Consider the following 25,280-nt stretch of genomic DNA (forward strand, 5'->3'; position numbering starts at 1 on the left):
ACGACGTCACCATCGATCAGGGAGACGAGGGAGACAACAGTGACCCTGTTGCACAGCTTCGCCCGAACACGCGGAAGACGCCTGGGAGTCGCCACGGCCGCGGCCGGACTCCTGGCAGCCCTGCTCGCCGCGGGGCCCGTGTCGGCGACCCCCGACCCGGGGGACCGCTCCGCCGCGCCGCGCGACGTCTCGAAGAGCGCGCAGGCGCAGGCCGAGGCGGCGATAGCCGCAGGCGACATACCCGCCCAGGACGAGGTCGTCCACTCCGCCAACATCGAGCACCTCACCAACATCCCCAAGGACGCGCTGCCCGGCACCAATTCGGACCTCGCCTTCCAGGGCAGGTACGCCTTCGCCGGCAACTACGACGGCTTCCGCATCTTCGACATCAGCAACCCGAAGGCGCCGAGGACCGTCGCCCAGGTCCTGTGTCCCGGCTCGCAGAACGACATCTCCGTCTCCGGGAACCTGCTCTTCCTGTCCACGGACAGCTCGCGCAGCGACAACTCCTGTGCCTCCACGACCCAGCCCGCGACCGAGAAGTCGTCGTGGGAGGGCATGAAGGTCTTCGACATCAGCGACAAGCGGAACCCCAAGTACGTCGCCGCCGTGGAGACGGCGTGCGGCTCGCACACGCACACGCTGGTGCCGGAGAAGAAGAACGTCTACGTGTACGTCTCCTCGTACTCGCCGAGCGCCTCGTTCCCCGACTGCCAGCCCCCGCACGACGGCATCTCCGTCATCAAGGTGCCGCGCAAGGCCCCGCAGAAGGCAGCCCTGGTCGGCTTCCCCGTCCTCTTCCCCGGTGAGGGCCCCGACGGCGGCGGCAACCCGGGCGCGCCCACCAACCCCGGCGTCTCCAAGACCACGGGCTGCCACGACATCACGGTCCTGCCCTCCAAGGACCTGGCGGCCGGCGCCTGCATGGGTGACGGGATCCTGTTCTCCATCAAGGACCCGGAGCGCCCGAAGGTCATCGACCAGGTCCAGGACAACGTCAACTTCGCGTTCTGGCACTCGGCGACCTTCAACCAGACCGCGAAGAAGGTCGTGTTCACCGACGAGCTCGGCGGCGGCGGAGCGGCCACCTGCAACGCCGCGATCGGCCCGGACCGCGGCGCCGACGGCATCTACGACATCGTCGGCAAGGGCGACAAGAGCAAGCTCGTCTTCCGCAGCTACTACAAGATCCCGCGCCACCAGGCCGACACCGAGAACTGCGTCGCGCACAACGGCTCGCTGATCCCGGTCAAGGGCAAGGACCTCATGGTGCAGGCCTGGTACCAGGGCGGCGTCTCGGTCTGGGACTTCACCGACTCCGCCAAGCCGAAGGAGATCGCCTACTTCGAGCGGGGCCCGCTGACCACCGACACCCTCACCGTCGGCGGCTCCTGGTCCGCGTACTACTACAACGGCTACATCTACTCCAACGACATCGCGAAGGGCTTCGACGTCCTGAAGCTCAGCGACCGGCGCACGGACCCGGCCAAGCGGATCCACCTGGACGAGCTCAACACCCAGACGCAGCCAGATTACTTCGACTGATCCGACTGATCCGACTGATCCGACTGATCCCGCTCCATCGCGGCCGGCAACAGCGGCTCGAAGTAGCGGGAGAAGTCGGCCGCGCGGGCGTGCGCGGGATTCTCGTCGGACGGCAGGTCGTCAGGACCGCCGTCCGGCGGGAAGCCCGACTCCCACGCCAGCCCGTAGCGCTCGAACAACTCGGCCCGCAGCCGCACCACCGGCATCGGCGCACCCGGCACGAGCGCGGCGAAGACGGCCCCCATCAGCAGGGCCCGCAGCAGCGGATAGTCCCGGTCGACGTCGAGCGTCCCGTGCCGCAGGACGGTGTCGCGCAGCAGCGCCGCGAGCCGCTGCTGCTCCGGGCACTGCACGAACCCCTCGGCCTGCAGGATTCCGGCCATGTGCGTCCGCATCAGCACTGGCTGATCGCGGGCGAGTCCGAGAATCGCGTCGACGGCCCGCGCCAGCCGCTCGTCCCCGTCGTCGTCGGCGGGGCGCGGCTCCCGCTCCAGGGCCTCCTGAAGCGTCCGGTTCATCAGCCGGTGCACGGCGGACTGCAGCAACTGCCGCTTGCCGGGAAAGTAGTACGAGACCAGCCCCCGGGCGGATCCGGCCCGGTCCGCGATGTCGCCGAGCGTCGTCGCGTCGTACCCCCGCTCCCCGACCAGTTCCAACGTCGCCTGGAGAAGCCGCTCGCGGGAACGTCGGCGCAACTCCTCATTGACCGATGCGCTGCGGGGGGACATTCTTATCTCCTGCGTTGACTGGCTCTCAGCCAACTATACTCAACGCATCTCGGCCCCCGGCCTCAAGGCCGCGGCGCGCGGAGGTGGGCCGGCCGTATTCGGGCGACGCGGGGGATCGTCCGAATACGGCCGGTTCTGTATACGGGGTCCGGGACCGTCGGGGCCGATCCAGGACGGTTCGGGCGAGGCCTGCTGACGGAGCGGTTCCATGATGGGCCGGACCGGTTCCTGGCCGCCGACCTGACAGTCCGCGTCCGAATCCCGGCCTCAGCGGACGAGTCAGCCGAGGAACCGTCCGAACTGGCCGGTTGATACCGGGTGGCCCGTCACTTCCGTCGGCGGAAAAACAACCACAAGCGCGCCGCGACCAGCCCGAGGGCCACGACCGCGATCGTGATCTTCAGCCACTGCGGGGCCCCGTGCGAGAGAGGCAGGAAGATCGCCTGGGGGATCACGGGCGCCACTCCTCGCGGTATCCGGGCCGGTCCGCGTACACGGTGGCCAGTTCCTTGGCGATCGGCTCCACCGCCAGCAGCGTCACGCGCGCCGGGCGGCTCACGAGATGGTCGGGGGACTCGGCCTCCGTGAGGGCGTCGCGCACGCGGGCGACGATGCGCCGCTTGGTGTCGGTCTCGCGCAGCACCCGTGCCGGGATCCCGCAGTCGCAGACCGCGCCCGGCGCCTCGTGGAACATCGCCATGGCCGCCTTCACGGCGTCCAGATCACCTTGAAGGTAGGCGTGGATGTCGCACTCGAGGGCGTGCACGCTGCTCGCCTGGCGGGTGTCCGCGTCGAGTTGGGCGCCGAGCCACCGCACGAGGTCATGCATCGGCCGGCTCCTGGGCCTTCCTGAGCCGCTCGGCGCGCTCGCGGTACCGCTCGTCGGGCTCGATCCCCGCCTCGCGGGCCATCTTCCGCACATGCGCACCGGTCCACCCGGAGGCCTCCGCGACCCTGGTGGGCTTGAGACGCCCCTCGCGCAGCGCCGACAGGACGAGCTCCCTCAGCTCGGCGCTGGACTTCTTGAGCCGGTCGGCGTCGCGGCGGCGGCGATGGCCTGCCGCGGCGATCTGCTCGACGGTGGGCGAGGATGACTCCATGGCGTCAATGTATCGCAAGTGGATTGCGGTACTCGTGTGCCAGGACCGCCGTACGGTGAGGCCGTCGCGCCCGAGCCGTCCCCGGCCCGGCCGGGGGCTGGACTCACCCGCCGGACGCGGCCAGGATGCGACAGGGGCGGCCCGACCGCATCCTGGACACAGGGCTCGAACCTAGGAGGCCGACCATGTCCGTGATGGACAAGCTCAAGCAGATGCTCAAGGGGCACGAGGACCAAGCCGGCAAGGGAATCGACAAGGCCGGTGACTTCGTCGACGGAAAGACTCAGGGCAAGTACAGCGGCCAGGTCGACACGGCCCAGGACAAGCTCAAGCAGCAGCTGGGCGGCGACAAGGGCCAGGACGGGCAGCCGCCGCAGTCGTGACCTCCGTCGCGGACCGATCGTCCGGGGCCCCGCCGTGCCGACGGCGGGGCCCCGGCGCGTTCAGGCCGCTTCGTAGTGGTGCGCGCGCCCGCCGCGCCACTTCACCCAGGCGGGATCGTCGAGCAGCGCCTCCGCGTGGTCGAGGCCCGCGCGGCGCAAGAATTCCAGGACATCGTTGTCGCTGTGGGCGAGGCCGAGAATCTGCCCGCGCGCGGTGACGCGCCGACCGCCGGTGCCGAGCGGCGGATGGACGATTATCGGGGCGGTGGGCATAAGTCCAGGGTGGATGGTCAGTGGTCCTTCCGCGACTTCGCGCACCGGGCCGCCGCGCTGCCGACGAGACCCAGGACGACCGGAACCTTCATGACTCCCTCCTGCCCCGCCCTGGGATCCGCACTCCTGTGCGCCCTGCCGCAGCCACCTCGCGAAAGGCGACCGGCCGGGTGAACGGTGCATCCGGCGCACCCCACGACGGCGTAAGACAGGCATGAGCACGTCGATGCAACCCCAGAACAAGGAGGGCTGGTCCCTCATCCCGGTCCTCTGCTTCATCCGCAAGCCGGGGGACACCCTGCGCTGCACCCTCGGCGCCGGTCACGACAGTGATCACCTGCACGCGTACACCCACACCTCCTGGCCGCACCGCTCCGGCGAGAAGCAGGCCGACTAGGGCCTGTCCGGCGGACCTTGTCGCGGGCGTGCCAGACCCCGCTCACCAGCACAGAAATGCGCGGGCCGCCCGGCTGCGACCTGATCCGCCGGACGGGCCCCAGACGCCCGCCCGTCACCGACGGCGGATCCACTCCGGTGGCGGGCGGGTCCCTCAGTGCCCTGCGGGACGGGGTACGGCCGGCGGGCGCAGGAGCCGCAGCCCCGTCTCGATCAGCAGCCAGGCGACCCGATGGCGCACGGGTGCGACGCCGCTGCCCGAACGGTCCGCGGCGGCCGCCCGGCGCAGCCGGTGGGCGCGGGCCGCGGCCCGCAGTTCGGCGGTGCGGGCGGCATGGACGTAGGCGTGGATGTCCGGGTGGTTCATGAGGTCGTCCCCTCTCGGCGGTTGCGGAACGCGACGCGCAGCACCGTCACCGGCTCCGCCCCCTCCGGGCGCTTCGCCGGGTCGTCGAGCCGGTCGTTGTAGGACTCCACGAGCTCTCTGAACCGCCGTGTCAGGTCGGCGAGTTCGGCCGCCGTCACGTACACGACGTCGTCGCCGAACTCCTCCGCCGCACGCCAGTCGGCGGGCAGCTCCCTGCGGGTCAGCAGCGCCTGCGTCATCGACTCGAAGTAGCGCTGCGCCATGGTGGTGCTGAGCGCGTCGGCCGCCTCGCTGTCGACGCCCCGCCAGTCCGTGTAGTGGGCCGTGGCCCGCCACGGCTTGTCCCGTCCCGCGCCGCTCTCCGCCTCCTCCACCAGGCCGTACTTGGCGAGCATGCGCAAGTGGTACGAGCAACTGGCGACGGACTCGCCCGTGAGCTCCGCGGCCCGGGTGGCGGTGAACGGACCCTCCACACGCAGCAGCCCGACCAGCTTCATCCGGGTCGGATGGGCGTAGGCGCGCAGGGCGCGGGGGTCTTCGAGATGGACGGTGCGCTGGGGCGTGCAGGGTTCCTCCATGCGTCTAAAGGTATCTTTCTAAAGAAACCTTTACAAGGGTGAGAGGGGGACCGGTGCGCAGGTGGCCGTCACAGCAGGTCGAGCAACGGGCGCAGCCCGTCCGGCCGTTGGGCCACCGGCAGATGGTCCACGAAGCGCACCGCGCAGCCGATGTCCGCCGCGCCCGCGTCCGAGCGCCGGTCGTCGCCGACCATCAGCGTGTCCGCCGGGGCCACGCCGAGGTCCGCGCACGCGGCCGCGAACAGCCGGGCGTCCGGCTTCTGGACACCGTGCCGGTACGACATGACGTAGGTGCCGATGTACGGGTCGAGGCCGTGCTCGACGAAGACGGGGCGCAGGTCCCAGCCGATGTTGCTGACCACGCCCACCGGAACGCCGCGCCCGCGCAACGCGGTGAGGACGTCGAGCGCGTCGGGGTAGGGGAGCCACGCCTCCGGCGCCATGTGGCGTTCGTAGAGGGCGTCGTAGAGCCGGTCGTCGGGCAGCGGCACCTCGCGCGCGAGACCCGTGTACGCCGCCCGATGGCGCTGCGCGTCCACGTCGCGGACGGCCATCAGCCCGGCCAGATGCGCCGGGAAATCGATGTGCTGGGTGCTGCCGCCGGGGAGCGCCCCGACCGCGTCAAGACCGGCGACCGCGCGGTCGAACTCGGCTTCGGGCAAGGTCAGTTGCGTCGTGTCGAGCGCGGCACGCAGCCACGACGCGGTGGACTCGATCCGGAACAGGGTGCCGGAGAAGTCGAAGAGCACGGCTTTGATCGTCATGCGCCCGATGCTCCGCGCGGCCCGGCGCGCGGGTCAAGAGCCCCCGCCCGCGCCCCTCCACCTCTCGTACGCGACCGTGGACAGCAGGACCGTGAACGCGCCGAGCAGCCAGCCGCCTGCCACGTCGGACGGCCAGTGCACCCCGAGCCACAGCCGGGTCAGCCCGACCCCCAGCACCGAGACGACCGACACGACGAGAGCCGTACGCCACAGAGCGCGTCCCGCACCGTGGCGACGCAGCAGCCACAGCAGCAGCCCGCACACGACCGTCGCCGTCATCGCGTGCCCCGAGGGGAACGCCGCGTAGTGCGCCGAGTCCACCGGATCGGGCCACACCGGCCGCGGCCGGTCGACCAGCGCCTTGAGGGCCTGTTGCAGCAGGGTGCCCAGCAGGCACGTCGCCGCGACCCAGCCGGCCAGCACCGCGTCCCGCAGCCGCCACGCCAGCCCGACGACGACCACCGCGCACAGCGCGCGCATCGTCCACGGGTCCCACACCCAGTCCGACAGGACGCGGTTGGCCCGCGTGAGGCCCGGATCGGCGACGGCCTCGCGGTGCAGCGAGCGGGAGATGTCCGTGTCCGTCTCCATCAGCGGATTCCAGCGGGCCGCCACCAGCACCAGGAGCAGGGCGAAGGACAGCAGGGCGAACAGCAGGAGCGGCAGCGGCGCCGCGAGACGGCCGCGGGTGGACGGGGCTTCGGACGGGGAGTCGGGCGGTGCCGGATGCATGAGCCGATCCTCGCTCATGGCACCGGACACGATCCAGCCCGGCGCGGCCCCGGGGGTGCGCCGAGAGCCTTGTCTAACCCAGCGCCCGCAGCCCCGGCACGAACGTCACCAGGAGCGGGACCAGGGGGACGAGTGCGGCGGCGGCCGTCAGCCGGAGGCGGCGGCCCGGGGTGAGCCGGGACGGCGGCGCGAGCAGGCGGTGGACCCGCTGGGGCACATGCGCCTGGGGCGTCGGGCAGGGGCCGGAGAACACTCCCCGGTCCTCGTTGAGTTCCACCAGCGCCAGCGCGATGGTCAGCCGGCCGAAGCGGCGCGAGGCGACATCGTCCGCGGCCAGCTCGACCAGCCGGTGCATCTCGTCGCGGAACGCCGCGAACACCGGCACCTGCGGAAAGCCGGAGGCCAGCGCGCCGGAACAGTGCAGCAGCCAGTCGTGCCGCCACTGCGCGTGACCCATCTCGTGCGCGAGCACCGCGTCGAGCTGACGCCCCTTCAGGCGGCGCAACGCGGCGGTGGTGATGACCAGTTGAGGACTCTGTCCGGGCAGCCACCAGGCGTCGGGACGCTCGCCCTCCAGGACGACGAGACGGTCCGAACCGGGCTCCTCGCCGGGCAACAACGGGGCGCGCACCTGGAGTTCGGCGCGGCGCCGGGCCCGGCGCACCCGCGCCCGGTGCACCTCGCGCACCAGCATCGCCGCCGTCCAGGCCCCGCCGAGCGCCAGCGTCACGGCGACGGCGCCCGCCCAGGGGCCGGTGCCACCGGGAGCGTAGGCCGCCACGACCGAGTGCGGCGCGGGGGCGAAGACATGCCCGCGCACGGCCTTCCAGGCGGCGGCCGCGCTCAGCGTCATGGACAGCGCGCAGCACAGCAGGACGCCGGCCACCACGCACTGCCACACCCACAGCGCGACGATCGGCTCCCGCTCGGGCCAGTCGGCGCGCGCGAGGAGACGCGGAGCGACGACAGCGGCGAGGGCGCCGAGCAGCAACAGCGCTACGGGGACTGTCATGCCCGTCACCCTATGAGTCGCACGCGGCGCCCGATACGGCCTGAGGCGCCAAGTGATGTACGCCACGGTTTCGTTCACCCGCACGTGGGGCTCCGGAACGTGCGGGCGTCACATCGCCAGCAGCATCGCCAGCATCCCGATCCCCATGGACAGCCGGCAGGCCCGCGCCAGCTCCGGCCGGTCGCCCCAGCCCGCCGACACCGTGCCGCCAGGGGAAGAGCCCGACGGGGCCGTGGCGAGCGGGGCCAGCCGGGCGCCCGTCCACAGGACGTACGCCGTGAAGTACAGGAGGAGCAGACCGGTCAGCACGGGGGCGCCCGCACCGCCGTGCTGGGCGTGCGCCGCCGGACGGGCCGCCATCGCCAACGCCATGTACGCCATCGCGAACGTGCCCACGAGGTGGTGCAGGTGATGCCCCGGCGCCGAACGGGACGCCCACAGCGCCCGCAGGGCCGCGCCGCCGAACACCACCGCGTACAGCAGCCAGGCCCAGCGCGGCGGCGCGACGACCGCCGCCGGCACCGCCATCAGCGCCATGCCGAAGCCCATCACCGCCTCGCCGCCCGCCGTGCGGCGCTGCTCCTCCACGGCGCTGCGCAGACGCAGCAGGCAGTACGCGCCGGTCGCCGCGCACAGCGCGACGAGCAGCCAGGCGGCCGACAGCGATCCGTGCACCCCGGGTCCCCCTTGCCCTCTCCCGCACATGCCCCGCGTTACGCGCGGCTGTCGAGGAGATGCCCCGGTGGGCGGGTGCGTAAGGCGGCGCAGGGGAGCACACGCGGTGTTTCGCGGGTGAAACACCGCGCGCCGTCGATCGGCGACACTGGTGGACACCGACGGCGCCCCGGACCGTCGGGACAGTCGAAAGGGCCGGTCGGGCAGGTATGAGCACGGAGCAGGGCGCGGACACGGAGCCGCACACGGTGGCCGACACCGTGTCGTCGGTCGTACGGCAGTGGCAGGCCGTGCGCCCCGACGTCGACACGGGCCCGATGGAGATCATCGGGCGGATCAACCGGTGCGCCGCGCTGCTCCAGCAGGCCGAGGACGCGCCGTTGCGGCACGCCGGCCTGACCCGCCCCGAGTTCGATCTGCTCGGAACGCTGCGGCGGACCGGCCGTGAGCTGACCCCCGGTGATCTGGCCCGCGAGACCTTCGCGTCCGGCGCCGCGGTCACCAAGCGGCTGAAGCTGCTGCAGGAGCGCGGCTTCGTCGCGCGGCGCAACGACACGCGCGACCGGCGCGTGTCGCAGCTGAGCCTGACGGAGGAGGGGCGGGCCCTGGTCGACGAGGTGCTGCCGCGGCAGCTCGCGTACGAGGCCTCGGTGCTGGCGGGACTCGCGGGCGGACGCGAGGGCGAACTCGCCGCGCTGCTCGGCGAACTGCTGCTCCAGCTCGAAGGACGGCTGGGCGGCGGCCGGGTCTGAGCGCCCGGGCCCCGCCCGCTCCCGCCCCGGCCTACTCGGGAAGCTGCGCGATCGGCAGGTCGGGCCGCTGCGGCGTCATCGCCCGCCCCGCGACCTGCGCGCTGACCGCAGCCTGGATCTCCTCCGGCGACAGATACGCGTCCGTCATCTCGAAGTCCTTCAGCGTGGCGGGCCGGTGCCGCTGGAACCCGGTGCGCACGAAGTCGTCGCCCGCCACCGCGTTCAGGCCCCAGTTCGCCGCCGTGCGGAACCGCGCCGTCAGCGTCCGCAGCGCCCCCAGGTGGTAGCCGCGCGCGACGACCTGGGCGGGCAGCCCGGTCAGCTGCACCCCCATCGGCTTCGACACGGCCTGGATGCCGCCGAGGTCGACCACGAGTCCGAGGTCCTTGTGCCGGTACGGCGTCAGGGGAGTGCCGCGCACGGCGGCGAGCACATTGCGGGCCGCCGCCCAGCCCTGCCGCATCGCGTGCTGCGCGGTCGGCGGGCAGATCGCGTCGCCGCCCTTGGCGATGTCCGGGACGGCCGCGGCGTCACCGAGGGCGTAGACACCGTCGAGGCCCGGCACGGTCAGCCGGGGCGTGACGACGAGCCGGCCGCGGTTGGTCTCCGCGCCCAGGGTGGCGACCAGCGGGCTCGGGGCGACACCGGCCGTCCAGATCAGCGTGTGGCAGGGCAGCTCCCGGCCGTCGGTGAGCGTCACGGTGTTCTCGGTGGCCTTGGCGACGGACACCCCGAGCGAGACGTGCAGCCCGCGGCGCTCCAGGATCGCCATGGCCTTGTCGCCGAGCCGGTCGCCCAGCTCCGGCATCAGCTTCGGCGCCACGTCGACCAGATGCCACTTGATGTCCGCGGGGTCGAGCCCCGGATACCGCTTCACGGCGGACGTCGTCAGCCGCTGGAGATAGGCGGCCGTCTCCGTGCCCGCGTAGCCGCCGCCCACGACGACGAACTGCAGCCGCGCCTCCCGCTCGGCCGGATCCGAGCTGGCCGCGGCGAGGTCCAGCTGCGAGATCACGTGGTCGCGGATCCACGCCGCCTCCGCGAGGGTCTTCACCCCCACCGCGTGCTCGTCGACGCCCGGGATGTCGAACTGCCGGGTGACACTGCCCGGGGTCAGGACGAGATGGTCGTAGCGCTCGACGATCTCCTCGCCGTTGATCTTCCGCACGACGACGGCCTTCGCCTTCGGGTCGACGCCGACCGCGCCGCCGGGCAGGATCGCGGTGCGCCGCAGCATCCGGCGCAGCGGCACGGCCACCGACTGCGGGGTCAGCACCCCGGACGCGACATGTGGCAGCAGGGGCAGATAGAGCTGGTGGTCCATCGGACTGATGAGTTTCAGCACGGCCTCGCCGGGCTTCAGCTCCTTCTCCAGCTTGTGCGCGCACTCCATCCCGGCGAAACCGCCGCCGACGATCAGGATCCGCGGCACATTCGAGGTACGGGAAGCGTTCGTGTTCCGGGGAGCGGTCATCTCGGATTTCTCCTGGGCTGGACTGCGAGGGCCGTGCCGGTCTTGCGTCTATCCGGATCGGCGCCGCCGAATCCCCGGATCAGCGCCATCCTCCGGCCTGATCCGGGTCGCCGCACGTCAGCGGCCCCTTCGGATGTCCATATTCCGGTCGGCGGGGGAGCGGCCTACGCCATTCGGTGGGCACGGCATGATCCCGGAGCGCTGTGCCTAGATCCCCGGCCGGTACCGGATCGGATGATCCTCCGGCACCTCCACGAGCACGATGCGGTGTCCGTCCGGATCTGCGATCCACATCTCGACCAGGCCCCACGGCTCCCGCACGGGCTCCCGCAGCACCTCCACCCCGGCCGCCACCAGCTCCTCGTGGGCGGCCGCGACGTCCGCCACCTGGAGCCACAGCCGCAGATGCGGCACGGGCGGCTCCGCGGCCCGCCCAGACACCTCCAGGAAGCCACCGCCGAGGAAGTACACCGTGCCCCGTTCCGGTCCGGTGCCGAACTCGCGGTACACCGCGAGTCCCAGCGCATCGCCGTAGAACCACCGGGACCGCTCGGGGTCGGCCGGCCGGAGAAGGATCCTGCTGCTCAGTACATGAACCATGCCGACGCAGAGTAGTGCGGCCGGGTTAATCTCGACGGCGCCGACAGGCCCGCACCCGTACGAGATCGGAGAGTCCTCCATGACCGCCGCCCTGACCTACCGTGACGCCGTTCCCGAGGACGCCGACGCGCTCGTGGCGCTCATCGAGTCGGCCTACCGCGGGGACACCAGCCGCTCCGGCTGGACCACGGAGGCGGACATCCTCCAGGGGCAGCGCACCGACCCGGAGGGCGTGCTCGCGGTCGTCAAGGATCCCGACAGCCGGCTGCTCACCGTCGAGCGGGACGGCGAGATCGTCGCCTGCTGCCAGCTGGAGCACCGGGACACCGCCGCCTACTTCGGCATGTTCGCCGTCAGCCCCGCCCTCCAGGGCGCGGGCCTGGGCAAGCAGATCATCGCGGAGGCCGAGCGCAGCGCGCGCGAGAGCTGGGGCGTGCGGGAGATGCACATGACGGTGATCTCCGTACGCGACGAGCTCATCGCCTGGTACGAGCGCCGCGGCTACCGCCGTACGGGAGAGATGAGCCCCTTCCCGTACGGCGACGAGCGCTTCGGCATCCCCCAGCGCCCCGACCTTCAGTTCGAGCTGCTGGTCAAGCCGCTGGTCTGAGCCTCGCGACGCATCCGGACTACGCGGTGAACCGGCCCGTCCGCTTGATCTCCGGATAGTCGGTGGTCGCCCCGTCGAGACCGAGCGCCCGTACGAGCCGCAGGTCGTCCTGGGTGTTCACGACCCAGCCGATGATCCTCAGGTCGGCCTTGCGGGCGTGCTCGACGATCTCCTGGGTGAGACGGCGGATGTTCAGGACGAGGGTCGTGGCGCCGACGGCCACGGCCCGCTGGACGACATCGGTGCCGTAGCGGCTCGCGACCAGGGCCGTGCGCACTCCCGGCACGAGCCGCGCGATCTCCGCGATCGCCTCGTCGTGGAAGGAGATCACCTCGACCCGGTGCACCAGATCGCGGCTCAGCATCACCTCGGCGAGCGCCTGGGCCGCCGTGACGGTCTTGATCTCCGCCTGGAGCGGCGCGCTCACCGCGTCCAGGACCTCCTCGAAGACCGGGATCCGCTCACCGCGGCCCGCGTCGAGCGTGCGCAGCTCGGCGAGGGTCTGCTCGGCGATCGGGCCGCTGCCGTCCGTCGTGCGGTCCACGTCGGCGTCGTGCATGACGACGAGCGCGCCGTCCTTGCTCAGGTGCAGATCCAGCTCGATGAGGTCGAGTCCCGCCCGTTCGGCGGCGACGAAGGATCGCAGGGTGTTCTCGGGTTCGACACCCATGGCTCCGCGATGCCCGATGGTGAGGAAGTTCAAGGCGGTCTCGCTTCCGTCGACGGCGGCTCTGCTGTCACGCGATTGCGTACCCAGATCACGGGTCCCGCAGCCGCAGCCTAACGGCCGGACTCCGTGACCGAACCGGTGTGCCGGAGGTGACCGGAATCGTGCTGCCGGGTTCCCACGATCCCCAGGAGCAGTCCGGTGACGACGGCGGCGAGGAGTACGGCTCGGATGCTCACGACGGGTGCCCTCCTGGGGGTGCCTGACGGTGCGGGACGGGACGCCGACCGTCCTACCGCTCCGCCGCACCGGCACCCGGCCAGGTCACCCTGGCGTGGGCGAGTCCGACGCGGGTTGACCCTGGCCGAGCGCCTCCAGATCCGCCAGCATGCCGCGCGCCAGCTCCCCTTCGGCCACCAGCCGGCGCTCGCTCCAGCGCAGCGCGATCTGCGGATGCGCCCACGCCTCGACCCCGTCCGCCTTCGCCAGCGCCTCCCGTACGTCCCTCAGCTCGCCCTCGGTACGCGCCACGTGCTCCGCGACGAGCTCGCGCAGCCGCTCCGGCTCGGCGAGGTGCCCCAGCCACACGCGCAGCAGCACCGGGTGCTTGAGCGACACCGCGCCGGGATCGTGGGTGCCCGCGGCCCAGGAGGCCAGCGCGGCCCGGCCCTCCTCGGTGATCGCGTACGCCCGCTTCGCCCGCGGCTCCTCCGGCCCCGGGCGCCGCGACGTGGCGTAGCCGAGGTCCTCGAGCCGGCGCAGCTCCGCGTAGATCTGGCTGAACGCGGGCGCTCCGTAGAAGAACCGCAGGGAGGAGTCCGCCCACTTCTTCAGCTCGTACCCGGTCCGCTCACCCGGGAAGGAGAGCAGCCCGAGCACGGCCCAGGCGGTCTGCGGGAGTCGAGGTGTCGGCATGCGTCCGCATTGAAGTTCGCGGGGGAGACGGGCGCAAGAGGCCGGGCGCTACGCCGTCGTGCGGTGCAGCCGGGCCGTGAGGTGATGCTGCAACGGCTGCCCCACCGCCGCGAGTTCGTGCGTGAAGTCGAGGATGCGTGTGTCCGGCTCGCCGAGCGTGTACCGGCGCGAGGACGCCTCGACCCGCTTCGCGGTCGGCGTCAGCGCCACGTCCCCGGTGGCCAGCGCCACCGTCGTGCCGTCCGCCGCGCCGACCGCGATCTCCGCGATGCCGGTCGGCTGCGTGATCAGCGCCTCCACCCGCCCGTCCGGCTGGAGCCGCCACCAGCCGCTCTCGCGGGCGGCGGGCCGCAGCGGCGCGTCGTCCGCGTCGATCAGCCAGGCGCGGGCCTCGTAGTGCAGGAAGGGGCGCCCGTCGTGGCTGAACGTGACCTCCTGCGCGTAAGTGAAGTCGCCGTCCAGCGTCGGGTATCCGCCGCGGCCCCGGCCGCGCCAGGTGCCGAGCAGTCCGAGCACGGGCGCGAGCAGCGGGTGCGCCTCCCGCGGCTGGTCGCTGTACGGGTAGGCGGGCACGGTGTCGAACACGGCGAACTCCAGGTCCGGGGCACGGGGAAGGGGACGGGAAACGGAGAGGACAGCCTAGGGTGCGGCGCGGCCGATCCCGGCCGGTGCCCCGTAACCTCGGGCGCGTGTCCGTCTCCGCCCGCCCGCACCGCGTCGCCGTCCTCGTCCTCGAAGGGGCGAAACCGCTGGACGTGGGGATCCCCGCCCAGGTGTTCACGACCCGCGCGAGCATGCCGTACGAGGTACGGGTGTGCGGCCCCGCGCCCGGTCTCGTCACCGGGGGCGACGGCCTGTCGTACGCCGTCGCCCACGGCCTGGAGGCGCTGGAGTGGGCGGACATCGTGTTCGTGCCCGGGTACCGCTTCCCTGACCGGGAGGCGCCGCCGTCCGCGGTCGTCGACGCGCTGCTCGCCGCCCATGCGCGGGGCGCCCGGCTCGCCGCGATCTCCACCGGCGCCTTCGCGCTCGCCGCGACCGGCCTGCTCGACGACCGGCGGGCCACGACCCACTGGCACTACACGCAGGCGCTCGCCGAGCAATACCCGCACGTCCGGGTCGACGAGAACGTCCTCTTCGTCGACGAGGGCACCGTGCTGACCTCGGCGGGCGCCGCGTCCGGCATCGACCTGTGCCTGCACATCCTGCGCGGCGACCTCGGCGTGGCCGCGGCCAACCACGCGGCCCGGCGCCTGGTCGCCGCCCCCTACCGCAGCGGCGGCCAGGCCCAGTACGTACCGCGCACCGTTCCCGAGCCGCTCGGCGAACGGTTCGCCGCCACCCGCGAATGGGTCCTGAGCAGGCTCGGCGACCCGCTCACCCTGCAGATCCTCGCCCGGCACGCGGCGGTCTCGGAGCGCACGTTCTCCCGGCGCTTCGTCGAGGACACCGGGTACACGCCGATGCAGTGGGTGATGCGCGCCCGGATCGATCTGGCCCGCGAACTCCTCGAACGCTCGCAGCTGGCCGTCGAGCAGATCGCCGCCGACGTCGGCCTCGGCACGGGCGCGAACCTGCGCCTGCACTTCCAGCGCATCCTCGGCACCACACCGACCGAGTACCGGCGCACCTTCGCCCGCGGCGAATAGCCCCACGCAAGCACGGCCGCCGGGCTGGCGGGATCCTTGCGAACCGTGGCGTTCCCGCCGCTGTCGGCAGGGCGCGCCGCGAGCGAGTCTGAAGGTGTTCCCGCTGGACGGACCCCGGCCCCGTGCCGGAGGGCCCCGCCCGGCACCTCACCCCGGACGGACCGGTCGTCCCGCGCGCACCGGCTCCGTCGGACCGACGGGAGACCCGCACATGACCCGCATCGCCATCAACGGATTCGGCCGCATCGGACGCAACGTCCTGCGCGCCCTCCTGGAGCGCGACTCCGCCCTGGAGGTCGTCGCCGTCAACGACCTCACCGAGCCCACCGCGCTCGCCCGCCTGCTCGCCTACGACTCGACGGCCGGCCGTCTGGGCCGCCCGGTGACCGCCGACGGGGACACGCTCGTCGTCGACGGCCGCCGCATCGAGGTGCTCGCCGAGCGCGAGCCCGCCAAGCTGCCCTGGGCCGAGCTCGACATCGACATCGTCCTGGAGTCCACCGGCCGCTTCACCTCGGCCGAGGCGGCCCGCGCCCACCTCGACGCGGGCGCGAAGAAGGTCCTCGTCAGCGCCCCGTCGGCCGGCGCCGACATCACCCTCGCCCCCGGGGTGAACAGCGACGCGTACGACCCGGCCCTGCACACGATCGTCTCGAACGCCTCCTGCACCACGAACGCGCTGGCGCCGCTCGCCGCCGTCCTCGACGAGCTCGCGGGCATCGAGCACGGCTTCATGACGACCGTGCACGCCTACACCCAGGAGCAGAACCTCCAGGACGGCCCGCACCGCGACGCCCGCCGGGCCCGCGCCGCCGCCGTCAACATCGTGCCGACCACGACCGGCGCCGCGAAGGCGATCGGCCTCGTCCTGCCGAACCTCGACGGCAAGCTGTCGGGCGACTCCATCCGCGTCCCCGTCCCGGTCGGTTCCGTCGTCGAGCTCAACACGACGGTCGCCCGCGACGTGACCCGGGACGACGTCCTCGCCGCCTACCGCGCCGCGGCGGACGGCCCCCTCGCCGGCGTCCTCGAGTACTCAGAGGAGGAGCTGGTCTCGTCCGACATCGTCGGCAACCCGGCCTCGTCCATCTTCGACGCGGCCCTGACGCGCGTCGACGGCCGCCACATCAAGGTCGTCGCCTGGTACGACAACGAGTGGGGCTTCTCCAACAGGGTCGTCGACACGCTGGACATGCTCGCCGCCGGCTGAGACGCCGGGACGCGGGCCGCTCCCGCCCCTTCCCATCTCTGACACTCCGTCATATACCTAATAGTCATATGGAGGCGATGCCCCACCGCTCTGTCTCAACTCCCGGGAGGAACAGTGAAGTTCTCCGTCATCTTCGAGGCGCAGCTCGCCGACCCCACCGTCGACCGTGAGCACCGGCTCTTCCACGACTGCGTCGAACAGGCCGTCCTCGCCGAGGAGATGGGGTTCGACCGGATCTGGGCCGTGGAGCACCACTCCCTCAAGTGGTACGCCCACATGTCGGCGCCGGAGATCTTCCTCACCTGGGTCGCGGCCCGCACCTCCCGCATCCGCGTCGGGCACGGCGTCGTCTGCATGCCGTTCGCCTTCAACCACCCCGCCCGCGTCGCCGAACGCGCCGCCACGCTCGACCTGCTGTCGGGCGGGCGGCTCGATCTCGGCGCCGGGCGGGGCGGCACGCTCCAGGAGACGTCCCTGTGCGGCGTCGACAAGGACCGCACGACCCAGGAGGTCGAGGAGGCGCTGCGCATCATCGGCAAGGCATGGGAGAAGGACGAACTGGAGCACCACGGCCCGCTCCTCGACATCGACCCGCACCCGATCCTGCCCCGCCCCGCCCAGACCCCGCACCCGCCCCTCTTCCTCGCCTGCAGCCGCACCGAGACCCTGCGGCAGGCGGCCGAACTCGGCGTCGGGGCCCTGGTGATGGGCTTCGCCGGGCCGGAGTCGATCGCCGAGATGCGCCGGGTCTACGACGCCGCGACGGCGGGGCGCACCGCCGAGCGTCTCGTCTCCTCCGTCGTCAACGACCACTTCTCGGTGCTGTGCCCCACCATCGTGCTCGACGACCGGGAGGCGGCCCGGGCCATCGGCATCCGGGGCCAGCGCTTCTTCGCCCAGTCCATCGGGCACTGGTACGGCGGTGCCGGGATCCCCGACGAGGCCGTCGTCGAGGGGACCGACGAGGCCGCCGAGATGCGCAGGGCGGCCGAGCAGGTCGTGGCCCGTCTGCACGAGCAGCACATCCCGGTCCGGCCGAGCGCCACCGCCACCTTCAACGCCGACCACGCCTACGGCACTTCGGCGGACGCCATCGCCTACGTCGAGCGTCTCCGTGACGCCGGTGCCGACGAGATCATGTGCCTGATCCAGATGGGCACGGTGCCGCAGGCGGCTTGTCTGGAGACATTGCGGCAATGGGGTGAGACGGTGATCCCGCACTTTCGGCGGGAGGGGTAGGTGGGGGTGGGTCTCCTTCCCGGCCGCGGCTCTCGTCGTGGCTGGTCGCGCAGTTCCCCGCGCCCCTGAAGGCTGCGGCTTCGCCGCTCGCCTTCATCGATGGAGGTAGCGCACGAAGTGCGCATCTCCAGGGGCGCGGGGAACTGCGCGACCAGCCACCCACCCGCCGTCAGCCGACGACCGACCCCGAAGGAGCCCCCTTGACCACCCCGGACCGCCTCGCACCGGAAGCCCGCCCCCTCGTCGACGCCATGACGGCGGCGTTCCCCGATCTCGGCCGCGCCGTCACCGACGCCGCCGAAGCCCGCCGGATCCTCGCGGCAGCACCCGCGTCACCCCTCCCCGCGCCCACCGTGGGCGCGGTCGAGGACCGGGAGATACCCGGGGCCCCCGACGGGCCCCCGATCCCGGTACGGATCTACCGGCCGGAAGGCGGCGCCGGACCACGCCCGGTCGTCGTGTTCTTCCACGGCGGCGGCTGGGTCATCTGCGACCTCGACAGCCACGACGCGACGGCCCGCGCCCTGTGCCGCGACGCGGGAGCCGTCGTGGTGTCCGTGGACTACCGGCTCGCCCCCGAGCACCGTTTCCCCGCCGCGGTCGACGACGCGTACGCCGCCGTGCGCTGGGTCGCCGGGCACGCGTCCGAACTCGGCGCGGACGCCTCGGCGCTGAGCGTGGCCGGGGACAGCGCGGGCGGCAACCTCGCCGCGGTCGTGGCCCAGATCGCCCGCGACGAGGGCGGGCCCGCGATCGCCCGCCAGCTCCTCGTCTACCCGGCGACCGACGCCCGCCAGAAGACCGGCTCGTTCGAGGACAACGCCGACGGCTACTTCCTCACGGCCGCCGCCTGCGCCTGGTTCCGGGAGCAGTACCTCGGCCCCGACGGCGACCCGTCCCACCCCCGCGTCTCGCCGCTCCTCGCCGAGGACTTCACGGGACTCCCGCCCGCGCACGTCGTCACCGCGGGCTGCGACCCCCTGTGCGACGAGGGCCGGGCGTACGCGAGCGCGCTGCGGGACGCCGGTGTCCCCGTCACCGAGAGCCGCTTCCCCGGCATGTTCCACGGCTTCTTCGGCTTCCCCGAACTGCTCGACGATGCCCGCCGCGCCCTGGCGGATGTGGTCGAGGTCATCGTTTCAAGCGGTCGGGACAGGAAAAACGACGGTGATGCAGGGGGTCGGGCAGGATAATTTCCCGAGTCTCCTCTTGTGGGGGAGAACCTCGCATGCATACGGTGTCCATACGCGAGGTTCTCCCGTGGAGGATGAGACATGACGGAAATTCTTGTGCAGCAGACCGTGGAGGAGAGTGTTCCTTCGGTCCAGGGGAGGGGCGACAGGGTGGTGGAGCACCCGGCCTGGCCCGTGCTCAAGGACGCCGTCGAGGAAATCAGGACCTGGCAGGACAAGGACGGGTCCATCGACTTCGATGCCGAGGGCGCCCCCGCGAAGGCCGACCCCGAGCGGGCCGTGGACACCGTCGTAGGCGCGGTCGAGCGGCTCGCCCCGCTGCTGCCGCACGACGCCGCGTACCTGGACGCGCTCGTGGGCGACCTGCGCCGCTGGGCCGACGGCGGCTTCACGGTCCCCGATTTCCTGGACTCCCTGCTCGCCTTCCAGCCGGCCGCGCAGCGCCGGGACGGCCTCCAGCACCTGGTGGTCTTCCCGATGTACACGCAGAACGGCAACCCGGACCGGAATCTGGAGGCCGTCGTCCTGAAGATGGTCTGGCCGGACTGGCTCGCCGAGCTGGAGGCGACCCGGTACGACAACCCCCTCTTCTGCGGCATCACCTTCGAGGACTTCACCTCCGGCTACGACACGAACTCGGCCGTGCTCTTCCCGGAGACCATCGCCGTGCGCGAGGCGCCGGAACGATTCTCCTGGGGCGGCATCTTCTGCGACCGCGAGGCGGCCCGCTTCCGCCGGGTGACCGACGCCGCCGTCGGCATCCTGGGTCTCGAGCTGCCCGCCGACATCCAGGAGATGGTCGGCGACCAGGACCGCTGCCAGCAGGCGTTCGTCCTGTGGGACATGGTCCACGACCGCACCCACAGTCACGGCGACCTGCCCTTCGACCCGTTCATGATCAAGCAGCGCCAGCCGTTCTGGATGTACGGGCTCGAGGAGCTGCGCTGCGACCTCACCGCCTTCAAGGAGGCCGTGAAGCTGGAGGCCGAAGGCGTCCCGCAGGCGCGCGACGTGCAGTACGCCGTTCTCTTCGACCGGATGTTCCGCTTCCCGGTCACCGGCGACCGCGTCAAGAACTACGACGGTCTGGGCGGCCAGCTCCTCTTCGCGTACCTGCACAAGCACGACGTCGTGCGCTGGACGGACAACAAGCTGCACATCGACTGGCAGCGCGCCCCCGAGGTGACGAACCAGCTGTGCGGCGAGATCGAGCAGCTGTACCGCGACGGCATCGACCGCCCGAAACTCGTGCACTGGTTCGCCGCGTACGACCTGGTGTCGACGTATCTCGCCCCGCACCCGGGTTCCCGCTGGGCCAAGGGCCCCGACGCCCTGGACACCTCGCTCCCGCCCCGCAAGCTGGTGGACGAGGTGCTTCCGGACGAGTTTCCGCTCAGCATGTTCTATGAGGCGCTTTCCAAGAAGCTGAAGAACGTGATCGCCTCCACCAAGGGGATCACGGCGGCGGGCGCCGAGCGGGTGGCCGCGTGAGCAACCCCGTACCGCAGGAGGCGACTGCCATGACGGACCCCACCGAGACCAGCGGCACCACCGAGGGCCCCGCCAAGGACACGCTGGACGGTGCCGTGATCGCCGTCGCGGGGGCGGCAGGGCCCGCGGGCCGGGCCGCGCTCAAGCGGCTCGCGGAGGCCGGTGCCACGGTCATCGGCGCCGACGCGGACGCCGAGCGGCTGGCCGAGGCCGTCGACGAGGCGCGCTACGCACACGGCGGCGCCACCGTCGTCGGCGACACCGTGGACCTCCTCGACCTCCAGGCCACCCGCGACTGGGCGGACCGCATCGAGAAGGACTTCGGCCGGGTCGACGGCGTCGTCCACCTCGTCGGCGGCTGGCGCGGCAGCGCGTCCTTCGCCGAGACCGACCTCGCCGACTGGGACCTGCTCGAGAAGCTGCTGATCCGTACCGTGCAGCACACCTCGCTCGCCTTCGAGGGGCCGCTCACCCGGTCCGACCGCGGCCGCTACCTGCTGATCAGCGCGGCCGGCGCCTCGAAGCCGACCGCGGGCAACGCCGCGTACTCGGCCTCGAAGGCCGCCGCCGAGGCCTGGACGCTCGCCCTCGGCGACGCGTTCCGCAAGGCCGGGGGCGATGCCGGGCCGCGGCAGGCGGCTGCGATCCTGGTGGTGAAGGCGCTGGTGCACGACGCGATGCGCGCGGAGCGCCCCAACGCGAAGTTCGCGGGCTTCACGGACGTCAAGGAGCTGGCCGAGGCCATCACCGGAGTCTGGGACAAGCCCGCCGCCGAAGTGAACGGGACCCGCCTGTGGCTGACCGAGAAGCCGTGAACCCTCCCAAGACCGACGCCCGCAGGCATCACGACCCCACCACCAGGGGTTTCGCGAGCGACAACTACGCGGGGACCCACCCCGAGGTGCTCGCGTCCCTCGCGCTGGCCAACGGCGGGCACCAGGTCGCGTACGGCGAGGACGACTACACGGCGCATCTCCAGCAGATCATCCGCAGCCACTTCGGCCCGACCGCCGAGGCCTTCCCGGTCTTCAACGGCACGGGTGCCAACGTCGTCGCGCTCCAGGCGGTCACCGACCGCTGGGGCGCGGTGATCTGCGCCGAGTCCGCGCACATCAACGTCGACGAGGGCGGCGCGCCCGAGCGGATGGGCGGACTGAAGCTGCTCACCGTGCCGACGCCCGACGGCAAGCTCACGCCCGACCTCATCGACCGGCAGGCGTACGGCTGGGACGACGAGCACCGCGCGATGCCGCAGGTCGTCTCGATCACGCAGTCCACCGAACTGGGCACGCTGTACACGCCCGACGAGATCCGCGCGATCTGCGACCACGCCCACCAGCACGGCATGACGGTGCACCTCGACGGGTCCCGGATAGCCAACGCGGCCGCGTCCCTCGACGTCCCCCTGCGGACGTTCACGAACGCGGTCGGCGTCGACATCCTCTCCCTCGGCGGCACGAAGAACGGCGCGATCTTCGGCGAGGCCGTCGTCGTCGTCAACCAGGACGCCGTGCGCCACATGAAGCACCTGCGCAAGCTCTCCATGCAGCTCGCCTCCAAGATGCGCTTCGTGTCCGTGCAGTTGGAGGCGCTGTTCGCCAAGGACCTGTGGCTGCGCAACGCCCGGCACGCCAACGAGATGGCCCAGCGCCTCGCCGAGGGCGTCCGCGCCGTGGACGGCGTGGAGATCCTCTATCCGGTGCAGGCCAACGGCGTCTTCGCCCGCCTACCGCACGACGTCTCCGAGCGCCTGATGAAGCACTACCGCTTCTACTTCTGGGACGAGACGGCCGGTGACGTCCGCTGGATGTGCGCCTTCGACACCCGCGAGGAGGACGTCGACGGATTCGTCGCGGCCCTCAAGGAGGAGATGGCGCGCTAGACGCCCTCACCGACTGCATAGATATGCGGCCGACCGTAAAGTCATTGACTGGCGGTCGGCCGCATACCTATGCTCGCGTGCCATGCAGCTGATCCAGCAGAACCCTGATCTCTCCGCCTATTTGGTGGCGGACGACGTCATCGATCACCACCATCCGCTCGTCCGGGAGACGGCGGCGCGGCTCGCCGAAGAGTCCGCCGATTCATATGCATACGCGCGCGCGGCCTACGAGTACGTGCGTGACGCGATCCCGCACTCCGCCGACAGCGGCGACCTGCGCGTCACCTGGCGGGCGTCCGACGTTCTGGAGAAGGGCACCGGCATCTGCCACGCCAAGGCGCACGCCCTGACGGCGCTGCTGCGCGCGGAGGACATCCCCGCGGGACTCTGCTATCAGCGGCTGACGCACGACGCCGGGACGGGCTGGTGTCTGCACGGGCTCGTCGCCGTACGGTTCCACGGCGCATGGCACCGGCAGGACTGCCGGGGGAACAAGCCGGGCGTCGACGCCCGGTTCTCGCTGGAGGGGGAGCGGCTGGCCTGGGTGCCCGATCCGCGTGAGGGCGAGGTGGACTACCCGGGGCTCTTCGACGCGCCGTATCCGGCCGTGCTCGACGTGCTGCGCGGCGCCCCGGACCGCCCGTACCTCTGGGAGAACCTGCCCGACGCGCTCGCTCCGTGAGGCGGCGGGGGCCGAACCGGCCGTCGAGCCGGAGGTGTTCGGCCCCTGCCGTACGGCTCAGCCGGCCTCTGCGGCCCTGACCTCTTCGGGGGTCGGGGCCGTGCCGCCGAGATGGGCCGGCATCCACCACGTGTCGTGCGGGCCCTTGGGGCGCACGGGATAGGCGCGCTGCGCCGCTTCGAGCAACTCCTGCACCCGGCTGCGCAGTCGGCGCGTGATCGCCCCCGCGTACTGGTCGGACGGGGCCTCCATGGCCTCGCCGACCCGGATCGTGATCGGAATGTGCTGCCGCTTGAAGTTGCGCGGGCGCCCCTTCGTCCAGACCCGCTGCGTGCCCCACAGCGCCATCGGGATCAGCGGCACCCCGGCCTCCTGGGCCAGCCGCACGGCGCCCGTCTTGAAGCTCTTCAGCGTGAACGACTCCGAGATCGTCGCCTCCGGGAACACCCCGACGACCTCGCCCGCGCGCAGTGACTGCAGCGCGTGCTGGTACGCGTGCTCACCCTGCGAACGGTCCACCGGGATGTGCTTCATGCTGCGCATCAGCGGACCGGAGATCTTGTGCCGGAACACCGACTCCTTGGCCATGAACCGGACCAGACGCTTCTGCGGCAGCGCGGCCAGGCCGTCGAAGATGAAGTCCAGGTAGCTGATGTGATTGCTGACCAGGACGGCACCGCCCGAGCGCGGAATGTTCTCCGAGCCCTTGCAGTCGATCTTCAGGTCGAGCGCCTTGAACATCGTTTTCGCGGCGCCGATGACCGGACGGTAGACGAGCTCTGCCATGGAGAGGGAGGACCCTTCTGAAGTGCCTGGGGAACGTGATGGGTGGGACGGTTCCCGGCGTTAAGTTACGGAGCCGTAGGTATTGCGGCTTGCGCAGATCGTGCCCGAAGAACGGCCGGGTGGCCAGTCCTGGTTCCGGTGCCGCGCGAGATCCTGGTCACGTTGGCCGGAATGCGCAGAGACGTTTGAGCGCTGTAGCGAAGACGGCGGACAAAGGAGGACAGGAGTGGCTGTGGGCGAAGTGACGCTCGGTGTCGAGCAGTTGGGCGCGGAGCTGGGGGAGCGGGCGACGCTGGTCCAGTTCTCCAGCGCCTTCTGCGCGCCCTGCCGGGCGACACGGAGGGTGCTCGGTGACGTCGCCGGGCTGGTCCCCGGTGTCTCGCACATCGAGATCGACGCCGAGGCGAGACTCGACCTCGTACGCGCCGTGGGCGTGGTCAGCACGCCGACCGTGCTGGTCCTCGACGCGCACGGCCGTGAGGTGCGCCGGGCGGCGGGGCAGCCGCGCAAGGCGGACGTCATCGCCGCGCTCGGCGAAGCCGTGTGACGCCCTCACTCACGGTGGTGCCGGGGTGACGCATCTCCCAGATGACGGAGCGCACTTGACTGCACGCACCACGTATCGTCAGTGTGACCCTATGCCGCCGGAACTCCTTCTCCACCAGCGGGTCCACATCGATCTCGCGCGCTGCTCGAGCGCCCGTTGTCGTGCCTGACGCAGCCTCGGACCCCGCTCGCACTCTCCCGCAGAAGGACACGTCCATGACGGTCACACCCGACCTGCGCACCGCTCTTCCGGCCGGTCCCGATCTCCTCCGTTCCGTCTTCCGGCAGCACGCCGCCGGCGTCGCGGTGATCACGGCGGCGGGCGGCGCCCCCGTCGGCTTCACCGCCACCTCCCTCACCTCCGTCTCCGCCCAGCCGCCGGTGATCTCCTTCGGTATCGGCGTGGGCGCCTCCAGCTGGCCCACCGTCGCGGAGGCGGGCCATGTCGGCGTGCACATACTCGCCGAGGGGCAGGCGGACCTCGCCGCGACGTTCGCGCGCAGTGGCGCCGACCGCTTCGGCGGATCCACGCGCTGGTCGGAAGGGCCCGAGGGGGTCCCGGTCCTGGGCGGCGTACTGGCCTGGATGGTCTGCAAGGTGATCGCCCGGGTACCCGCCGGTGACCACCGGATCGTGCTCGCCGAGGCGGTCTGCGGGGACCTGCCGGGAGCGGGCCGCCCGCTCCTGTACCACCAGGGGCGCTTCAACGCCTTGCGCGACTGAGAGTTCCCCGTCCCGGGCGATTACGGAGCGTTGGCAACGTCACAGTTCAAAGCGCTTGCTTAGCGGGCATAATCTGGATGTACTGACGAGTAATATTTCGTTCGGAGCGCGGGCCGCCCCGACCGGAAGAGTCCGCTTCAGGCGCCTATGCTGCCTGGTACAAGGCGTTTTTCGACGCAGCAGCACAGCCGCCCAGTAAAAGACGATTGCAGTAGGAGAGCCGGCGTGAGCTTGAGGATCGTTGTCACCGTGAAGTACGTGCCGGATGCCACGGGCGACCGGCACTTCGCCGATGACCTGACCGTTGA

Annotated in this window: 33 protein-coding genes and 1 pseudogene; 16 read left to right on the forward strand and 18 right to left on the reverse strand. The window is 71.7% G+C overall.

The window, feature by feature from the left end:
- Positions 1-39: 39 nt before the first annotated feature.
- Positions 40-1,545 carry a hypothetical protein gene (locus tag ABZ930_RS05000; protein WP_361541577.1) on the forward strand — a complete coding sequence of 502 codons (1,506 nt, stop codon included), beginning with the start codon at positions 40-42 and terminating at the stop codon, positions 1,543-1,545.
- Here ABZ930_RS05000 and ABZ930_RS05005 read toward each other — a convergent pair.
- From ABZ930_RS05005 to ABZ930_RS05020, 4 genes are all read right to left on the reverse strand, one after another.
- Entirely contained in the window at positions 1,533-2,273 is a 741-nt protein-coding gene (locus ABZ930_RS05005; protein WP_361541580.1) for a helix-turn-helix domain-containing protein, read from the reverse strand. The genes ABZ930_RS05000 and ABZ930_RS05005 overlap by 13 nt on opposite strands.
- Before the next feature lie 326 nt (positions 2,274-2,599).
- Positions 2,600-2,728, reverse strand: coding sequence for a hypothetical protein (locus ABZ930_RS05010; protein ID WP_361541583.1), 129 nt, complete (start codon positions 2,726-2,728; stop codon positions 2,600-2,602).
- The gene (locus ABZ930_RS05015) at positions 2,725-3,102 is read right to left on the reverse strand and encodes a DUF6221 family protein (protein ID WP_361541586.1); all 378 of its coding nucleotides are present in this window, start codon (positions 3,100-3,102) and stop codon (positions 2,725-2,727) included. Before ABZ930_RS05015 ends, ABZ930_RS05010 begins: the two co-directional genes overlap by 4 nt.
- Positions 3,095-3,373 (reverse strand): hypothetical protein, encoded by a 279-nt coding sequence (locus tag ABZ930_RS05020; protein WP_361541589.1) that lies wholly within the window; start codon positions 3,371-3,373, stop codon positions 3,095-3,097. Before ABZ930_RS05020 ends, ABZ930_RS05015 begins: the two co-directional genes overlap by 8 nt.
- Before the next feature lie 185 nt (positions 3,374-3,558).
- Here ABZ930_RS05020 and ABZ930_RS05025 point away from each other — a divergent pair, with 185 nt between their 5' ends.
- A complete protein-coding gene (locus ABZ930_RS05025) occupies positions 3,559-3,756 on the forward strand; it encodes an antitoxin (RefSeq protein WP_361541592.1) in 198 nt (65 codons plus the stop codon).
- Between the two features lie 60 nt (positions 3,757-3,816).
- On the opposite strand, the gene ABZ930_RS05030 is transcribed toward ABZ930_RS05025, so the two are convergent.
- Complete coding sequence (locus ABZ930_RS05030) at positions 3,817-4,029, reverse strand: hypothetical protein (protein ID WP_361541595.1); 213 nt, start codon at positions 4,027-4,029, stop codon at positions 3,817-3,819.
- A gap of 214 nt (positions 4,030-4,243) precedes the next feature.
- Here ABZ930_RS05030 and ABZ930_RS05035 point away from each other — a divergent pair, with 214 nt between their 5' ends.
- Positions 4,244-4,426 (forward strand): hypothetical protein, encoded by a 183-nt coding sequence (locus ABZ930_RS05035; RefSeq protein WP_361541598.1) that lies wholly within the window; start codon positions 4,244-4,246, stop codon positions 4,424-4,426.
- A gap of 153 nt (positions 4,427-4,579) precedes the next feature.
- On the opposite strand, the gene ABZ930_RS05040 is transcribed toward ABZ930_RS05035, so the two are convergent.
- From ABZ930_RS05040 to ABZ930_RS05065, 6 genes are all read right to left on the reverse strand, one after another.
- Positions 4,580-4,792, reverse strand: a complete 213-nt coding sequence (locus tag ABZ930_RS05040) for a hypothetical protein (protein WP_361541601.1) — start codon at positions 4,790-4,792, stop codon at positions 4,580-4,582.
- Entirely contained in the window at positions 4,789-5,370 is a 582-nt protein-coding gene (locus tag ABZ930_RS05045; RefSeq protein WP_361541604.1) for a helix-turn-helix domain-containing protein, read from the reverse strand. The genes ABZ930_RS05040 and ABZ930_RS05045 overlap by 4 nt, the downstream gene beginning before the upstream one ends.
- 68 nt (positions 5,371-5,438) lie before the next feature.
- A complete protein-coding gene (locus ABZ930_RS05050; protein ID WP_361541607.1) occupies positions 5,439-6,134 on the reverse strand; it encodes an HAD-IA family hydrolase in 696 nt (231 codons plus the stop codon).
- Positions 6,135-6,167: 33 nt separating this feature from the next.
- A complete protein-coding gene (locus ABZ930_RS05055) occupies positions 6,168-6,866 on the reverse strand; it encodes a phosphatase PAP2 family protein (protein WP_361541610.1) in 699 nt (232 codons plus the stop codon).
- 73 nt (positions 6,867-6,939) lie between these two features.
- Positions 6,940-7,878 carry a M56 family metallopeptidase gene (locus ABZ930_RS05060; protein ID WP_361541613.1) on the reverse strand — a complete coding sequence of 313 codons (939 nt, stop codon included), beginning with the start codon at positions 7,876-7,878 and terminating at the stop codon, positions 6,940-6,942.
- 108 nt (positions 7,879-7,986) lie between these two features.
- The gene (locus ABZ930_RS05065) at positions 7,987-8,553 is read right to left on the reverse strand and encodes a DUF5134 domain-containing protein (RefSeq protein ID WP_361541616.1); all 567 of its coding nucleotides are present in this window, start codon (positions 8,551-8,553) and stop codon (positions 7,987-7,989) included.
- 209 nt (positions 8,554-8,762) lie between these two features.
- On the opposite strand from ABZ930_RS05065, the gene ABZ930_RS05070 reads away from it, so the two are divergent.
- Positions 8,763-9,305, forward strand: a complete 543-nt coding sequence (locus ABZ930_RS05070; protein ID WP_361541619.1) for a MarR family transcriptional regulator — start codon at positions 8,763-8,765, stop codon at positions 9,303-9,305.
- 31 nt (positions 9,306-9,336) lie between these two features.
- Here the strand turns inward: ABZ930_RS05070 and ABZ930_RS05075 are convergent, their stop codons facing one another.
- The gene (locus ABZ930_RS05075) at positions 9,337-10,779 is read right to left on the reverse strand and encodes an NAD(P)/FAD-dependent oxidoreductase (RefSeq protein WP_361541622.1); all 1,443 of its coding nucleotides are present in this window, start codon (positions 10,777-10,779) and stop codon (positions 9,337-9,339) included.
- A gap of 207 nt (positions 10,780-10,986) precedes the next feature.
- Positions 10,987-11,379, reverse strand: coding sequence for a VOC family protein (locus ABZ930_RS05080; protein WP_361541625.1), 393 nt, complete (start codon positions 11,377-11,379; stop codon positions 10,987-10,989).
- A 79-nt stretch (positions 11,380-11,458) separates the two neighbouring features.
- Between ABZ930_RS05080 and ABZ930_RS05085 the strand changes: the two genes are divergently transcribed.
- Positions 11,459-11,989, forward strand: a complete 531-nt coding sequence (locus ABZ930_RS05085) for an N-acetyltransferase (RefSeq protein ID WP_361541628.1) — start codon at positions 11,459-11,461, stop codon at positions 11,987-11,989.
- A 19-nt stretch (positions 11,990-12,008) separates the two neighbouring features.
- On the opposite strand, the gene ABZ930_RS05090 is transcribed toward ABZ930_RS05085, so the two are convergent.
- From ABZ930_RS05090 to ABZ930_RS05105, 4 genes are all read right to left on the reverse strand, one after another.
- Complete coding sequence (locus tag ABZ930_RS05090; RefSeq protein ID WP_361541631.1) at positions 12,009-12,692, reverse strand: glycerophosphodiester phosphodiesterase family protein; 684 nt, start codon at positions 12,690-12,692, stop codon at positions 12,009-12,011.
- A 77-nt stretch (positions 12,693-12,769) separates the two neighbouring features.
- Complete coding sequence (locus ABZ930_RS05095; protein WP_361541634.1) at positions 12,770-12,895, reverse strand: hypothetical protein; 126 nt, start codon at positions 12,893-12,895, stop codon at positions 12,770-12,772.
- A gap of 85 nt (positions 12,896-12,980) precedes the next feature.
- Entirely contained in the window at positions 12,981-13,571 is a 591-nt protein-coding gene (locus ABZ930_RS05100; protein WP_361541637.1) for a PadR family transcriptional regulator, read from the reverse strand.
- Between the two features lie 48 nt (positions 13,572-13,619).
- A complete protein-coding gene (locus tag ABZ930_RS05105) occupies positions 13,620-14,156 on the reverse strand; it encodes an FABP family protein (protein ID WP_361541640.1) in 537 nt (178 codons plus the stop codon).
- Positions 14,157-14,260: 104 nt separating this feature from the next.
- Here ABZ930_RS05105 and ABZ930_RS05110 point away from each other — a divergent pair, with 104 nt between their 5' ends.
- The 8 genes from ABZ930_RS05110 to ABZ930_RS05145 all read left to right on the forward strand — a co-directional run bounded on the left by ABZ930_RS05110 (position 14,261) and on the right by ABZ930_RS05145 (position 22,917).
- A complete protein-coding gene (locus tag ABZ930_RS05110) occupies positions 14,261-15,220 on the forward strand; it encodes a helix-turn-helix domain-containing protein (protein ID WP_361541643.1) in 960 nt (319 codons plus the stop codon).
- 211 nt (positions 15,221-15,431) lie between these two features.
- On the forward strand, positions 15,432-16,430 hold the full coding sequence (gene gap / locus ABZ930_RS05115) for a type I glyceraldehyde-3-phosphate dehydrogenase (protein ID WP_361541646.1): 999 nt from the start codon (positions 15,432-15,434) through the stop codon (positions 16,428-16,430).
- Between the two features lie 114 nt (positions 16,431-16,544).
- Positions 16,545-17,669, forward strand: a complete 1,125-nt coding sequence (locus ABZ930_RS05120) for an LLM class flavin-dependent oxidoreductase (RefSeq protein ID WP_361541649.1) — start codon at positions 16,545-16,547, stop codon at positions 17,667-17,669.
- A 200-nt stretch (positions 17,670-17,869) separates the two neighbouring features.
- On the forward strand, positions 17,870-18,862 hold the full coding sequence (locus tag ABZ930_RS05125) for an alpha/beta hydrolase (protein WP_361541652.1): 993 nt from the start codon (positions 17,870-17,872) through the stop codon (positions 18,860-18,862).
- Between the two features lie 81 nt (positions 18,863-18,943).
- A complete protein-coding gene (locus tag ABZ930_RS05130; protein ID WP_361541655.1) occupies positions 18,944-20,353 on the forward strand; it encodes a DUF6421 family protein in 1,410 nt (469 codons plus the stop codon).
- 29 nt (positions 20,354-20,382) lie between these two features.
- A complete protein-coding gene (locus ABZ930_RS05135) occupies positions 20,383-21,168 on the forward strand; it encodes an SDR family oxidoreductase (RefSeq protein WP_361541658.1) in 786 nt (261 codons plus the stop codon).
- Entirely contained in the window at positions 21,165-22,235 is a 1,071-nt protein-coding gene (locus tag ABZ930_RS05140; RefSeq protein WP_361541661.1) for a low specificity L-threonine aldolase, read from the forward strand. Before ABZ930_RS05135 ends, ABZ930_RS05140 begins: the two co-directional genes overlap by 4 nt.
- Positions 22,236-22,317: 82 nt before the next feature.
- Positions 22,318-22,917, forward strand: coding sequence for a transglutaminase family protein (locus ABZ930_RS05145; protein ID WP_361541664.1), 600 nt, complete (start codon positions 22,318-22,320; stop codon positions 22,915-22,917).
- A gap of 57 nt (positions 22,918-22,974) precedes the next feature.
- On the opposite strand, the gene ABZ930_RS05150 is transcribed toward ABZ930_RS05145, so the two are convergent.
- Positions 22,975-23,703, reverse strand: coding sequence for a lysophospholipid acyltransferase family protein (locus ABZ930_RS05150; protein ID WP_361541667.1), 729 nt, complete (start codon positions 23,701-23,703; stop codon positions 22,975-22,977).
- 226 nt (positions 23,704-23,929) lie between these two features.
- On the opposite strand from ABZ930_RS05150, the gene ABZ930_RS05155 reads away from it, so the two are divergent.
- From ABZ930_RS05155 to ABZ930_RS05165, 3 genes and pseudogenes are all read left to right on the forward strand, one after another.
- The gene (locus tag ABZ930_RS05155; RefSeq protein WP_361541670.1) at positions 23,930-24,250 is read left to right on the forward strand and encodes a thioredoxin family protein; all 321 of its coding nucleotides are present in this window, start codon (positions 23,930-23,932) and stop codon (positions 24,248-24,250) included.
- 215 nt (positions 24,251-24,465) lie between these two features.
- Complete coding sequence (locus ABZ930_RS05160) at positions 24,466-24,972, forward strand: flavin reductase family protein (RefSeq protein ID WP_361541673.1); 507 nt, start codon at positions 24,466-24,468, stop codon at positions 24,970-24,972.
- Between the two features lie 225 nt (positions 24,973-25,197).
- A pseudogene (locus ABZ930_RS05165) lies at positions 25,198-25,280 on the forward strand (electron transfer flavoprotein subunit beta); the annotation flags it as partial.

Origin of the sequence: Streptomyces sp. NPDC046716 (genome assembly GCF_040645755.1) — a bacterium.
Classification (GTDB): domain Bacteria; phylum Actinomycetota; class Actinomycetes; order Streptomycetales; family Streptomycetaceae; genus Streptomyces.

Coding starts and splice junctions, on each gene's coding strand:
- ABZ930_RS05055 (WP_361541610.1), bottom strand. CDS start 6,866: ATGCATCCGGCACCGCCCGACTCCCCGTCCGAAGCCCCGTCCACCCGC.
- ABZ930_RS05040 (WP_361541601.1), bottom strand. CDS start 4,792: ATGAACCACCCGGACATCCACGCCTACGTCCATGCCGCCCGCACCGCC.
- ABZ930_RS05130 (WP_361541655.1), top strand. CDS start 18,944: ATGACGGAAATTCTTGTGCAGCAGACCGTGGAGGAGAGTGTTCCTTCG.
- ABZ930_RS05035 (WP_361541598.1), top strand. CDS start 4,244: ATGAGCACGTCGATGCAACCCCAGAACAAGGAGGGCTGGTCCCTCATC.
- ABZ930_RS05005 (WP_361541580.1), bottom strand. CDS start 2,273: ATGTCCCCCCGCAGCGCATCGGTCAATGAGGAGTTGCGCCGACGTTCC.
- ABZ930_RS05045 (WP_361541604.1), bottom strand. CDS start 5,370: ATGGAGGAACCCTGCACGCCCCAGCGCACCGTCCATCTCGAAGACCCC.
- ABZ930_RS05015 (WP_361541586.1), bottom strand. CDS start 3,102: ATGCATGACCTCGTGCGGTGGCTCGGCGCCCAACTCGACGCGGACACC.
- ABZ930_RS05080 (WP_361541625.1), bottom strand. CDS start 11,379: ATGGTTCATGTACTGAGCAGCAGGATCCTTCTCCGGCCGGCCGACCCC.
- ABZ930_RS05020 (WP_361541589.1), bottom strand. CDS start 3,373: ATGGAGTCATCCTCGCCCACCGTCGAGCAGATCGCCGCGGCAGGCCAT.
- gap (WP_361541646.1), top strand. CDS start 15,432: ATGACCCGCATCGCCATCAACGGATTCGGCCGCATCGGACGCAACGTC.
- ABZ930_RS05060 (WP_361541613.1), bottom strand. CDS start 7,878: ATGACAGTCCCCGTAGCGCTGTTGCTGCTCGGCGCCCTCGCCGCTGTC.
- ABZ930_RS05050 (WP_361541607.1), bottom strand. CDS start 6,134: ATGACGATCAAAGCCGTGCTCTTCGACTTCTCCGGCACCCTGTTCCGG.
- ABZ930_RS05075 (WP_361541622.1), bottom strand. CDS start 10,779: ATGACCGCTCCCCGGAACACGAACGCTTCCCGTACCTCGAATGTGCCG.
- ABZ930_RS05085 (WP_361541628.1), top strand. CDS start 11,459: ATGACCGCCGCCCTGACCTACCGTGACGCCGTTCCCGAGGACGCCGAC.
- ABZ930_RS05100 (WP_361541637.1), bottom strand. CDS start 13,571: ATGCCGACACCTCGACTCCCGCAGACCGCCTGGGCCGTGCTCGGGCTG.
- ABZ930_RS05150 (WP_361541667.1), bottom strand. CDS start 23,703: ATGGCAGAGCTCGTCTACCGTCCGGTCATCGGCGCCGCGAAAACGATG.
- ABZ930_RS05025 (WP_361541592.1), top strand. CDS start 3,559: ATGTCCGTGATGGACAAGCTCAAGCAGATGCTCAAGGGGCACGAGGAC.
- ABZ930_RS05030 (WP_361541595.1), bottom strand. CDS start 4,029: ATGCCCACCGCCCCGATAATCGTCCATCCGCCGCTCGGCACCGGCGGT.
- ABZ930_RS05145 (WP_361541664.1), top strand. CDS start 22,318: ATGCAGCTGATCCAGCAGAACCCTGATCTCTCCGCCTATTTGGTGGCG.
- ABZ930_RS05135 (WP_361541658.1), top strand. CDS start 20,383: ATGACGGACCCCACCGAGACCAGCGGCACCACCGAGGGCCCCGCCAAG.
- ABZ930_RS05070 (WP_361541619.1), top strand. CDS start 8,763: ATGAGCACGGAGCAGGGCGCGGACACGGAGCCGCACACGGTGGCCGAC.
- ABZ930_RS05160 (WP_361541673.1), top strand. CDS start 24,466: ATGACGGTCACACCCGACCTGCGCACCGCTCTTCCGGCCGGTCCCGAT.